Genomic DNA, 13,792 nt, shown 5'->3' with positions numbered 1-13,792 from the left:
ATTAGTTGATTAAGGTCTTCTTCAAAGCATAGCTTGCAGCACCTAAGATGGCAGCGTCTTCAAAAATAGCCGAAATTTTAACAGGCAAGTTAATATTATTTTTTACTAAATTTTCATTAAATCTTTCTTCAAAATAGGGGTATGCTTTCGCAATGTTTCCTCCTATTACAAGGACCTCCGGCTTGTAATCCCATACATATCTGACAATAAATTCCGAGAAAGAATCTGCATATTCCTGAAATATTCGGGATTGGATGTCTTTAGGCTTATCAAGTAATTCTTTGGTTCCTGAGATTTCGCCTCCTGTTAATTCTGCATATCGTTTAACAAACCACCGTGTGGCAAGATAATCTTCAGCTAAGGAATCTTTAAAAGGAGAATTCCACAAATCCTCATCTGTTGAAGTCTCACCATTGTAGAATGTTGTTCCTAATCCTGTTCCCAGCGTTATCCCAAATACACGGTTATATTCAGTGACGCAACCTCCGAAAACTTCGCCTTCCAGAAATGCGGCAGCGTCATTTACAAAGTGGATCTGTTCATTTAATATAGAAAGCCTGCTGGCCAGTTCTTCTTTGATATTTATTTGGTAGATATCGATAAATTTTCCCTGCTGCATGAGAGAAATTCCGTTTTTATAATCAAAAGGTCCCGGCATTGCAATGCCTATAAGGAGTTCTTCCCTGTTCAGATTTACTACAGCTTTTCCGATTGCAGAAACCCAGGCGGAAAAAATATCTTCCCGTCCGCCAAATGAGTCAACATGCTCCCTGATATAAGTGGAACCTATAATTTCATGCTTTTCAGGATCTACCTGAGCCATTGTAATATGCGATCCGCCAATGTCTATACCTAATGCATTTTGCATAATTCTCTTATTTTTTAATTCCAGTAGATATATCTGATCATCTAAAAACAGACAAACAAGAAAGCAAAATCATTATTATTCAATAATTCCTAAATTCATTTTTTAAATGTTCCTGCCACTTGTCTGCCTATCTTAGATTCCAAATTTAAATTCTAACTGTATAATTTTATTAATTTTTTAAAGACTTACTCCACTATTATTTTTCCTGAAAATATAATGCGGTCATTTTTTGATTCCACTTTATAAATATATGTTCCGGACGATAAAGCTTGAGTATTGATCGTTATTTTATCTTTATCTACACTCTGTTTTTTGATCAACTTCCCTGAAAGATCATATAGGGATACTTCACTAGCAGAACGATCATTAATTACAAAATGAATATCATTTCCCTTTTTAACAGGGTTTGGATAGACATTATTTCCTTTTTCAAGAACATTGTCTTTTGTTGATAATGAAATATTGCAAGGTACATCTGTTGTCCAGTTGGCATTTGACATATTAATAAGAGTCGCAAAATGTGTATTCGAAGTCGCGTCTAAAGCTCCGTTACCACTTCCCTCATCCATTTTCCAATTAGCCTCAAGCCCTGCACTATTAGAAGCTATATTACATTTGTCATTCATAATTTCCTGAGCCGTCAATGCTTTTTTCCACACCCGGAATTCATCAAGGAAACCGTTCAATGTTCTTGAATTATCATAATTTCTTGCCAGATAAAGAATTCCATTGGCTGTAAAGTTTCCGCTGGCTGCAGCACTTGCATCAAGAGTTCCGTTAATATAAATTTTCATCGCCGTTCCGTCATAAGTGGCAGCGATATGATACCACGTGTTGGTATTCAATCCAGTATTGCTGTTCAGCTTAATCTGAGATGAGCCGAAACTTAATATAAATTGTAATTTATTGTTTGTAAGACCGGCATCCCCAAATCTCAGAATGGCAGAATTATTATCTCCTACTTCAATACCAATTACTGAAGAAATATTAGGGAAAGCAGTTTTAAACGCATTTACTTTCACCCATCCTTCAAAAGTGAGTGCATTCCCACTTAGATTAAACTGGCCGGCATTGAGATAATGACTACTCCCGTTAAAAGAAAGAGATCTTGGTCCAGGACTTTGAACCGGTGCAAAACCACTGTTAAATGAAGCTTCTGCAGAATATGCACTTACAGTAGATGCACTGCATACTCCCTGTACTTTCCAAACGTAATTTGTATTTTCAGTTAAATTTTGCAGATTATATGTATTGGTTGTAATATTCTGAATCGTTGTCCATGTTGTAGCGGCAGCTGTTTTATACTGTAAGGTATAAGAAGTTGCACTTCCGGCATTCCATGACAGCTTTGTTGTCGTTCCCAGGAAGTTTTCCGACTTAAGGCCTGCCGGAATTTCACATCCGCTTCCGGAATTAAATCTCGGAGCAAAAAGATATGTACTCTTCAGCGTAGAAGAACAATTGGACTGAATTCTCCAATCATAATCTGTACTTAAAGCCAGGTTGTTTACATTGATATTATTTCCGGAGTAATTGGTTGCCAAATTAATCCACGTTGTTGAATTGGCTGCCTTATAATCTATATTGTAGGTTTGAGAACCGTTTGAAGTCCAGTTTAATTTAGCTGAAGTTCCTGCAACATTGGTCACCTCAAGCCCTAATGGTGGATCACATGATGCTCCCTGTGTCCAGGTATACAGCTGGCCACTAAGTTGTGTGTTCTCATTATAGAGAATGTTAGATCCCGTACTCAGATAGCTGGCAGCATTGGTTCCTTTAAGATCATACCACATAAAAACTCCATAGCCGTCATTCTTTGTGCTCGTTGCTAAAGTAGAAAGTGTAGAAGCAGAAGTATTCTGGATCCAGGTTGCTGCCGCAGAAATTTTAGAATTGGCAAGAGGAGGTATTGAAGGAGCATTATAAGTGCCATAATAAGCGTTCCATCCGTAATTGATATAGTTTCCGGCATTATCTCCATTATAAGCTTGCCTTGTTGTTGCAGGGCCAATGTAATACCACGTAATTAATTTATCGGGCATGGCAGCTTTCAACTCCTGTAATAACATAACAAAAGAACTGTTATTCGGCTGTCCGGTAGCGTTATTTCCATAATCTGCATATTCGTCGTCAAGATCAACTCCATCCAGGCCATAGGTATATACGGTGTGGGCTATCTGCAAAGCAAAATCACGTGCCGCTTCCCGGGTCGGAAAGTTACAGATACCCGCCCCCTGATGATTCCCCAGGATATCTAATAATACTTTGATTCCTTTTTGCTGTAGAGGCCTTACATAAGTGTCGACATCGTTTAATACTTTTGTCACATTATTATTGTTGGAAATATAAGCCCGGCTTTTGGAAACATCATAATTGATGTTGGCCGCGAAGATAATAGCAACGTCAAAAAGTTGTTTGTTACTGTTTTGCAAAGTATATGACCCTGCGTTCAGAATATTGCTGTTATTAACCTCCACATAGCATATCCCCAAAGGATTAAGCTGTGCCCGTAATAAAGATGTTGCCTGCCCTATTAATAAGACCAATGCAATAAGAATAGATTTTCCTTTCATAGTATAATTATTTCGTTTTTGACCTGGTTTATAAATCCGGAGGTATAACAATGGGTCAGAAGGCTCCTTCCGTTGACTTCTCCAGCTCCCTCGCAGATTGAAGGAATTCTTCTACATTCATTTCTTTAAAGAATAATAATCCGTGGGTTGCCCTCAGCCTCGGACTCTCGTTATCATAAAAATATGGTTTCCCTAATACCAGCTGAACCGCTTTGAGCTGTTCTACCCAGGTTTGTATTGACAGATGGCTGAACTTCCCATTGTAACGGTAACTTGGAAAGGATGCATCTACCTGGCTCAGATAGCTGTTGGTAAAGCTCTCATCCATTGTGCTCATGGCATTAAGTGATACGGGGAATATATGGCTGACGTCTGCAGCATTAAACTGATACCATACATTTCTGTAACCCCAGATTTTAAGACCGGAAAGATCTTTTTCTTTGCCCCATTCTCTTACCGCTTCAGCGATAGCCTGCAAAACTTTGTAATGAGTATCAGGGCCGCTTCCTTCAGGGTCAAAAGCTAAACTTATAACTGTAGGGTTAATTTCCTTTAACTGTTGTAAAATAGGAAGAACATCCCGTTCTCTTTTTGGTTTTTCCGTAAAAATGGCTCCCGTATAAAAGCCGAGCCTCAGATGGCTTACGTTTTTTGTTCTCACCCCAAAATGTGCCCATACAAGCTCTTCCTCATATTCACGGATCATCCCTTTTAAAATCTGAATTTTCGGTTCAGGGTTTTGTCCGTCATAGCTGGAGTTAACCGTGTCTATGATCTCCCTGATCTTTTCGCGTAATCCAGACTTGCTTTTCAGATTCCAGAGTTCAACAATATTCCTCACCATTCTATGGGAAACAGCTCTCGCCCGCTCTTCTTCATTTCCGGAGGCAATATTGATCAGATAATGATATACATCTTTGTCTTTTTTATTTTTATATCCGTTTTTAAAAAAATCGGGATAATTGAGCATTTCAACTTCTTCTCTTCCGATAAAAGAAAGCGTATCGCGAAGGATTTTTATTAAAAACTTATTGGTAACAGCAGTAAATCCGGAGGTAAGAACTGAATAGTGAGAAGAATTGGTCTCATTACGGGACTGATAATGAATATATGGTAATAATCCTAAAGAAATATCATCATGATGGGGTCCGGTATGATAAAAGACTTCATTGCTGAGCGGTTTTGTTCCTGTTTTTATTTTATTTTCAATGGACGCAATAACTTGCTGTACCGTAGTATTGCTTACATCCGGAATTAGTTTTGTATAATCATCCCCTTTCAGATCATCCAACGAAAGATGTTCTGCATATTTGTTTAGCTTTTGGGTCAGAGACATTACAGCTCTATCGGTCTTTTCCTGGGACCAGCTTCCAGAATGATAATAGTTATCAATATAGTCTTTCAGCATACTTGCCGCACCTTGTGTAAGATAAAACCGTCCGTTAGAAAGTTGGGAAAGGACAGAAGCCGGATATAAATTGGAAGGAGGAAGTTCCATTGCATCTTTGATCATAGGAGCCTTCGCTTCACCTGCTGCAAAAATAATAGCAACAGCATCTTTGTTATAAATAATGGTTTCAAGACCTATGGTGATCACAAGACGCTCTTTTGAAATTTCAATTCCTCCCAGATCTCCCGCAGCAACTGCCTGCGTCTCAAAATTAGTCGAAGTCAGCCTTGTCGTAGAATAAGGATCCGAACCTTTGATATTAAAAGCAATGTGTCCGTCTGGACCAATACCCCCTAGGAAAAAACCAATCCCTCCCAATTGGCGGATTTTTTGTTCATATCCTGAACACCAGTTATCAATGAGGAAAATAGATTCTTTTTGTAATTTTTCAAGAGGGTTCAGGGCTTCACGATATCTTAGTTCAAGATTTACTTTGCTGTCCGGGAAAACTTCTTCAAAACTTTTACCTTCCGCCAAAGGGATTTCATCACAATTAATAAGTAAAGCATTTTCTTTTTTAAGCCCAAACCCTTCAATGTAATATTTGTTTACATAATGATAAAAACTATTAGCTTGTGAAGATTTTATGGGATAAAACTCATCAATTTGGACAAAATGAAGATCAGCCAGCGATGGTTTATCAGCAAATAACAACTGATGCTTTTCCCTTAGCCTTACTACATTTTCTTCCTCCCAATGATCGAGAATATACTTTGTCCAGTAAATAAAATATTCCGGAGTCTTTCCTGTTGGCAGACTGATAACTCCTTTTGGATTCTTGTGAACCCACTCCAGAAACCGAAATGCCGAAAGCATCCCAAGCTTCGGAAAGTTATCTACGACGATGTAGGGAACGTTTACCTTATTGCTTCTTGGAACATCATTCAAAAAGGTAAGTTCTACGGGGGTAAAAATTTTAGTATTTTCCATCTTTTAATTTTTTTTATTTGTGTTGAATTTGATTATTAAATTTTGAATTTATCCCAGCAGTTCCGGATTTTCATTATAGGTTTTCCATAACAATTCTCCGAATAATGTATTGGACCAGGCAAACCATTCTCTGGTAAATTTCTTATCATTATCTTTATGGAAGGACTCATGCATAAAACCTGTTCCTCCATGGGTTTTCTGTAAAGTTTCTATACACCAGCGGATCTCGCTTTTATCTTGGGTCGTAAGCGCTTTCATAATGATACTCATCGGCCAGATCATATCTAAACCAATGTGAGGCCCCCCGATTCCTTCTGCCAGCTTACCTTTGAAAAAGAAAGGATTATCTTGTGACCATACATATTTCCGGGTATTAAGATAAACAGGATCATCAGCTTTTACAGCATCCAGATAAGGCAATCCCAACAAGCTTGGACAATTGGCATCATCCATTAGGTTATAGCTACCAAAACCATTCGTTTCAAAAGCATATATTTTTCCATACTGCGGATGGTCATAGATTCCATATTTCTTTATGGCAGCATCTACCTCATCAGCAAGACTCGTTAATTGTTTAGCCAGTTCCTTTTCATTTTTGATCTGGGAAACCATTTCTGCTGCCTGGCGTAAACTTACCACAGCAAATAAATTGGAAGGTATAAGGAATGCATAAATGGTAGCATCATCACTTGGTCGGAACATGGAGCTTATAAGACCAACAGGTTTTGTAGGATATCCATACCCTCCCATTGGGATTCCATCGGTAGCCCAGGCTGTTGTCCTTTCAAACTGATAAGGTCCTAAACCTGTTTTTCTCTGCTGTTCAATAAAAGTTTTCAGAGTCAGCTTAATTCCTTGCAGCCAGTTATTATCAAAAGGTTTTGTATCTCCGGTCGTTTTCCAGAAATGATACGCAAGGCGGATTGGATAGCAGAGTGAATCTATTTCCCATTTTCTTTCGTGTATACCGGGTTTCATATCCGTATGATCGTACTCTTTCCACTTACTTATCTTTTGATCATCATTATAAAATGCATTCGCATAAGGATCCTTCAGAATAAACTGGGTCTGTTTATGGATTACTCCTGATATCAATTTGTGCAGCTTTTCATCTTTTTTTGAAAACTGCAAGTAAGGAAAAACCTGTGCAGAACTGTCACGCAGCCACATGGCATCTATATCTCCAGTGATAACATAAGTATCCGGTGTTCCGTTGTTTTCTGTATAGAAAACCGTTGTATCTAATGTATTGGGAAAGCAGTTTTCAAAAAGCCAGGTCAATTCTTTATTTTTCACTTTCTTTTTAAAGGCTGAGATAGCATTTTCTACCGCTTCACTGGTAAAATGCCTTTTATCTTTAGGAACACGGACAACAGGGAATTCTTCTACGCTTAACCCTTTTGCAAAAGCATTCTGCGCAAATAATAATCCGGCTCCTGCCAGTGCACTTGTTTTAATAAATTTTCTCCTTTCCATTGATACTTATATTTCGTTATTGTTTATTAATTCTATTTTACGGGCTTACTTCCCATCACAAATTTCAGTTCGCCCCCATTCATAATATCACTGTGATTCAATTCCCAGCTTTTAAATTCTTTACCATTCAAAAACATTTTCTGAACGTAAATATTTTTATCCGATATTTTCTCTGCAATCACAGTAAATGTTTTTCCGTTCTCCAGCTTTAAGGAAGCTTTTGGGAATTGTGGTGCTCCGATCGCATACACAGGTTTTCCCGGAGTAACGGGATAAAAACCTAAAGAAGAGAAAATATACCATGCAGACATCTGTCCGCAATCTTCATTATTTACAATCCCGTCCGGCTTTGCTGCGTACATATTGTCACGGATAAATTTGATCATTTTCTGGGTTTTGTAGGGAGCTCCTGCATAATTGTAAAGATAAGGAACATGGTGTCCCGGTTCATCTCCAAATCCAAGAGATCCGATAAATCCTGAAATATCAACATGTTGTTCCCCTTCCATTTTAAGGGTTTCTGTAAATGTTCTATCTAATTTTTCTTCAAATCCTTTTTTTCCACCATAAAGATTCATCATTTCATCGATCTGGTGAGGAGCAAAGAAATCATATGCCCAGATGTTTCCTGATACCCAGTGCGGCTGAAGCTTTTTCCAGTCGTTTAAAGGGAAATCAGCCAGAAATTGTCCATTTTTTTGCTTAGGCCAGAAGTGATTATTTTCTTTATTGAAAGTATTAAGAAAATTCATTGAGCGTTTTTTATATACTTCTGCATCTTCTTTTTTTCCTAATTTTTCAGCCAATTGTTGGATGCACCAATCATCATAGGCATATTCTAGGGTGGCGGATACAGAAGCTCCGTTTTCTGAAGGAGTATACCCTAATTTAATGTAATCGTTAAGACCTCCACCACCATCGCTGCTGCTCATTTTATCCGTTAAAGAAGCATCTTTCATCGCAGCGAACGCCTTCTCATGATCAATTCCCGGTACACCTTTAGAAATAGCATCCCAGATAACCGAAACACTATGGTAGCCCAACATACAGAAATTGTCATATCCACAAAGTTCCCAGATTGGCATGTGATCCTTGCGATCTGTATACCTGCTGATCAATGAGTTTGCAAATTCTTTGGTGTGTTTCTGATCCATAATGGTAAGCAGCGGATGTGTTGCTCTGAAGCCATCCCAATAAGAATATGTGCTATAATTGGTGAACCATTTGGTATTCATATTTTCCTGGGCAGCCACATAATCTCCATTGGTATCCATATAAAGATTCGGAGCAATAAAAGTATGGTAAACACCAGTATAAAATATTTTTCTCTGGTCATTGGTTCCTCCTGTGATCTGGAATCTGTTGATCAGGTCTCTCCATGTTTTTTGGGCAGTTTCTTTAGCTTGAGCAAAATCAACATTCTTTGCTTCTACATCAAAATTCTCCTGTGCTCCTTCCGTACTTACCGGGGATAAAGAGACTTTTACTTCAATGCTTTCATTTTCCTGTGTAGAAAATCTTACAAAAGCCTTTGCATCTTTAGCCAGCGCAAACCTTTCATTTTCTGTTATTTTACCTTCAGAATAGGTTCCGTATGATTTAAACGGTTTTGAAAACTCCATTACAAAATAAGCAAATCTTTTACCACCCCAGCCATTACTATAGCAATAACCGGAAATCTTATTGTTTCCCTGGATTCTTACCAGTGTATGATAAATATTTCCGAAGATTTTGTTGGTAGGATCTATGATTACATTAGCCTCTTCGCTTTTTGGAAATGTATATTTATGAAACCCTACCCGTGGAGAAGCCGTCAGTTCAGCTTTTATTCCATAGCTGTCAAGCATTACAGAATAATACCCCGGAGCAGCAGTTTCTCTTTCATGACTGAATTTGGATCGGTATCCGCTATCAGGATTTTCTTCTGATCCCGGAACCATTTTAACTTTTCCGGTAGTTGGCATCACTAAAATATCTCCGAGATCGGCCCAGCCTGTTCCACTAAGGTGATTATGGCTGAACCCCATAATCGTTTTACTGCTGTAATGATACCCTGAACACCAGTCCCAGTCACCACTTTTGGTATTCTGATCCGGACTCAGCTGTATCATCCCGAAAGGTGTTGTAGCTCCCGGAAACGTATGCCCGTGCCCTCCGGTTCCGATAAACGGATCTACCCATGAAAGCACATCGTCTCTACGTTGGGCGTTAACAGATTGAACAAACAGGATAACAAAAAAATAAATAAACAGTTCCTTTTTCATAACGGAGAGATCTTGAACATTTTTAAGACTACACAAAAAAATGAAAATTTTATTTTAAAAGCGAGAAAATGACGCTTTTCCTTATGGTTTTAATCTTATCTAATTTAAAGAGAATTTTTTTTCATGAAATCAATGATTTCTGAAATATATCCGAATGCAATGGAAACCACCGTATCAGCAGCTCCATAATATACCGTAACTTTGTCTCCTTCTGATAATGCCGCACAAGGAAAAATCACATTCGGAACATCTCCCGTAAGCTCATATAGCTCTGCGGGAGCCAATAGATAAGGTTTTGTTCTGTACAATACTTTTGAAGGATTTTCAAGGTCAAGCAATGCTGATCCCATGGAATAGCGAAAACCATTACATGTATTGATCACCCCGTGATAAAATAGCAACCATCCTTCTTCCGTTCTTATCGGAACCGGGCCGCCTCCGATCTTGGTACATTGCCAAGCACTCTCTTCAAATGGAGCTACTTTCATTACGCAACGATGCTCTCCCCAATATTTCATATCAGGACTATAGCTGATATAGATATCCCCGAAAGGCGTATGTCCGTTATCACTGGGACGGCTCAACATCGCATATTTTCCATCAATCTTTTCAGGGAAAAGAACTCCATTTCTGTTAAAAGGCAAAAAGGCATTTTCACACTGGAAAAATTCTTTAAAATCAAAGGTATACCCAATTCCGATCGTAGGTCCGTTATATCCGTTACACCATGTGATCCAGTAACGATCTTCTATAAAAGTGACACGCGGATCATATTTATAATCAGATTCGATCATTTCTGTATTTCCTGCTTTCATTTCAATTGGATCGTGGTTGATATCCCAATTGATGCCATCCTTACTGAAACCAGCAAAAATATTCATTTGTACAGATTTGTTATCACATCTGAAAACACCGGCAAATCCATCTTCAAAAGGGACTACCGCGCTATTGAATATACTGTTCGATGTTGGTATTGCATATCTGTTGATAATTGGATTTTCAGAGAAACGCCACATTATATCGTGACGATCTGCCGGACGATCCTGCCAAGGGATCATTGCTGATTGAGATGTCATAAAGTATTTTTTACTTTTATTTAAAATTATTTAATAATAGAATTATTGTTCTTTTTGTTTTTCCGGATAAGGAAACGGTGCAACTAAAGTGACCAAAAATGCCGGAATCGTAGCGATCAAAACCCATACGAAAAACATTTTGTATCCTATCCAGTCACTGATCATTCCACTGAACATGCCGGGAATCATAACTCCGAGATTCATGATCCCTGTTGCAAATGCATAATGGGCTGTTTTATGTTTACCCGGTGCAATCTGCTGCATCATATACAACATAAGTCCCACGAAACCGAACCCGTAACCAAAGTATTCCACAACAACTGCAATACTTACAGGAAGCAATGTATTCGGCTGATAGTGAGCCAATAAAGCATACACAACAAATGGAATATTAAATGCGCAGCATAACCATATCAGTGATCTTTTAAGGCCCCGGGCTGAAATAAAGTATCCAGCCAGCACCGACCCTAAAATAAATGCTGCAGAACCATAGGTTCCGTAAATAAGCCCTATATCAGAAGTAGATAACCCCAAGCCTCCGGAGGTTCTTGGTGCTTTGAAAAATAAGGGCGCAATTTTGATGGCAAATCCCTCTGCAAAACGATATAAAATAATAAATAATACCGACCAGAGTATATTTCGTTTTTTGAAAAAAGATGTAATGACTTCCAGAAGTTCCTGTCGGACATTGCCGGCCGTTTTTCCGTTCTTTTGCTTTTCAAGCTTGTTTTCGTTGGGTAAAACAGAATAATGATAGACGGCAAGAATAAAAAATAGCAGGGCGTATACTCCCATAATGATCATCCAGGCATGCGTAACGCCTTTGGTTTTTTCCAAAACGCCTGCAAAATAAACGAGGACTCCACTGCTGATAATTTTGGCCAGATTATAAAATGCACCTTGCCATCCTATATATTTTGCCTGTTCTTTATTGGTAAGAAAATTAATATAAGTTCCGTCCGCTGCGATATCATGTGTTGCTCCGCAAAAGGCGACTACAGCAAAGAGGGCAATGCTGTACTTAAAAAAAATCTGGCATAGGCAGACTTAACGCAATTAGCGCAAAAAGAATTCCTATGGCAAACTGGGTAAAAACTACAAAGAACTTTTTTGTCTTATAAATTTCAAGGAAAGGGCTCCACAATGGTTTTAATGTCCATGAAAATAAAATGAGAGCTGTCCAGAAAGCAATCTTTGAGTCCGAAACACCCATATCCTTATACATAATTCCGGAAACAGCATTAATGGTTACAAAAGGTACTCCCATTGCAAAATATAATGACGAGATCCAGAATATCGGTTGTATAGAACGGGTTCCGGAAGTGTTTTTTACCATATTAAATTATAGATGTAAAAAAGAGGACATCTCAAAAGTTTCACGCCGGCATAAACGAAACATTGTGAGAAATAAAAAATACTGTACATTTTTACACCGGAATGAAAAGCATGAATCCATGCTTTTCATTTGAGACGGCCTCTGTGCTATTTTAATTATTGAGTTACAATTATGGCTTCTTATCCCACCAAAGTTTTGTTCCTCCAGTGTCTGCTCCTCCTAAATATTGTAATGCCTGAGGATAGTTGAATAAAGAATTCTTGGTATCTACCGTGAAAGGAATTCTGCGAATCATCGCATCTGTACTGATTAACCCTCCACTATCATTTTGTCTTACTTTGAAAAGGATCGGATAACCGGTTCTTCTTTGTTCTGCCCAGGCCTCAGGTCCGTTCGGATAAAGGGCAAGCCATTTTTGAGTAATGATTCTTTCCAATTTCCTTTCATTAGAATCTGCATTGTTCCATGCAATGGTAATGGTACTCAGCTCAGGATGTCCTACCCCAATATTATTCGCCGCATTTTTCGGATCAACATAGGGAGCTTCTGTAGCTGTTGTATTGGCAAGATAGGTAGCAACACTTGCACTTTTTCCCCACTCTCCAAATGATTGTTGAACACCTGTCTCGTAATCTGCCTGGATTGCACCAGCTCCAGCATAGCCTCTCAATGCAGCTTCCGCTTTAAGGAACCATGTTTCAGCTGCGGTAAACAGTTTCATTTTACCATCTGTTGCAGAAAAATAATCTCCGGCTGCTGATTTTGCCTGTGGTTGAGAAAAACCACCATACGTAGATTTTCCGTTCAATAAATCGATACCTTGTCGTATTCCTATGTATTTACCATTGATCTGTGGATTGCTGTCTGTTGCCGGAATAGCATAGGCAGGAAGCCTTGGATCGTTATATCCGTTCATATAAGCCATTAATGGCGCTCCTATAAGACAGTCTCCCCACGAATAAATGATAAAACTCAATTCTGATTGACCCACACTGATCAAAGCATTATCTTCATTTTCAGTGATCAATCCTGCCGGTGACGCAAGTGCTTCTTCAGCATATTGTTTTGATTTTGCAGGATCTGCATAACTCATACGCATTGCTAACCTCAACTTCAATGAGTTGGCCAGCTTTGCCCATTTACCCATATTCCCCTGGTATACTAAGTCTGCCTTTTTTAACGCTGATTTATCCTCTACATTTTTTGTTGCCGGACTATTCTGTATGGCTTGGAGGTCATTTATTGCAGAAGTAAGATCAATAATAAATTGATTATATGCACTTTGCTGAGAATCAAAATCTGTAGTTCCATTAGCATTTGGTGTGTCGTATTTACTATACACAACCGGGCCATGGTTATCGGAAACCCTTGCAGCTGTAACAACTCTTAGTATTTTTTTCACAGCAAGTGTTCCCGTAAAATCTATTCCTGCATATATATTTTTAGCAGCATTATCCATGTTGATAGCATAGTTAAAAATGTCCTGCTGTCTGGCAATAATCCTATTGTTCCATCCATCCATCATATAATAGGTCATATTATTCTTACCTCCATTAAACTGTGATGCTGTACTGAACATACCGCTAAACATATCTGCACTTAGATTGGGATAGAGCTGATAATCTGACTGCAATCCTCTCTGCATAGATACCAATGGGTCTACCACCAGTTTAAAATCGGCATAAAAATTTTCAGGGCCTCCTAACTTTTCCTGATTATATTGATCAAGTTCACTGGTACATCCGGAAGCAGAAGCTAATACTATTGCACCTAGTACCCATGTTTTTATATTAATGATTTTCATTTTAGTATTGTAAAA

The 13,792-nt window shown here is 38.5% G+C and carries 7 protein-coding genes and 1 pseudogene; all 8 read right to left on the bottom strand.

Features of this window, described 5'->3' with window-relative positions; genetic code table 11:
- Position 1: 1 nt before the first annotated feature.
- Positions 2-868: an ROK family protein gene (locus tag ACJ5H0_RS13555; RefSeq protein WP_345990979.1), complete on the bottom strand. Its 867-nt coding sequence runs from the start codon at positions 866-868 to the stop codon at positions 2-4.
- 185 nt (positions 869-1,053) lie between these two features.
- The gene (locus tag ACJ5H0_RS13550) at positions 1,054-3,441 is read right to left on the bottom strand and encodes an endo-beta-N-acetylglucosaminidase H (RefSeq protein WP_411249919.1); all 2,388 of its coding nucleotides are present in this window, start codon (positions 3,439-3,441) and stop codon (positions 1,054-1,056) included.
- 55 nt (positions 3,442-3,496) lie between these two features.
- Positions 3,497-5,821: a glucosamine-6-phosphate isomerase gene (locus ACJ5H0_RS13545; RefSeq protein WP_411249918.1), complete on the bottom strand. Its 2,325-nt coding sequence runs from the start codon at positions 5,819-5,821 to the stop codon at positions 3,497-3,499.
- A 48-nt stretch (positions 5,822-5,869) separates the two neighbouring features.
- On the bottom strand, positions 5,870-7,297 hold the full coding sequence (locus ACJ5H0_RS13540; protein WP_411249917.1) for a glycoside hydrolase family 125 protein: 1,428 nt from the start codon (positions 7,295-7,297) through the stop codon (positions 5,870-5,872).
- Positions 7,298-7,329: 32 nt separating this feature from the next.
- Positions 7,330-9,561, bottom strand: a complete 2,232-nt coding sequence (locus tag ACJ5H0_RS13535) for a GH92 family glycosyl hydrolase (protein WP_411249916.1) — start codon at positions 9,559-9,561, stop codon at positions 7,330-7,332.
- Between the two features lie 104 nt (positions 9,562-9,665).
- Positions 9,666-10,637 (bottom strand): glycoside hydrolase family 130 protein, encoded by a 972-nt coding sequence (locus ACJ5H0_RS13530; RefSeq protein ID WP_273650412.1) that lies wholly within the window; start codon positions 10,635-10,637, stop codon positions 9,666-9,668.
- Between the two features lie 42 nt (positions 10,638-10,679).
- Positions 10,680-11,973, bottom strand: a pseudogene (locus ACJ5H0_RS13525) (MFS transporter).
- Positions 11,974-12,142: 169 nt separating this feature from the next.
- Entirely contained in the window at positions 12,143-13,777 is a 1,635-nt protein-coding gene (locus tag ACJ5H0_RS13520) for a SusD/RagB family nutrient-binding outer membrane lipoprotein (protein ID WP_411249915.1), read from the bottom strand.
- Positions 13,778-13,792: the final 15 nt, after the last annotated feature.

It is taken from the genome of Chryseobacterium proteolyticum (assembly GCF_046591535.1).
In the GTDB taxonomy this organism is placed as follows: domain Bacteria; phylum Bacteroidota; class Bacteroidia; order Flavobacteriales; family Weeksellaceae; genus Chryseobacterium; species Chryseobacterium proteolyticum.
This window is presented reverse-complemented; position numbering and strand designations above follow the sequence as displayed.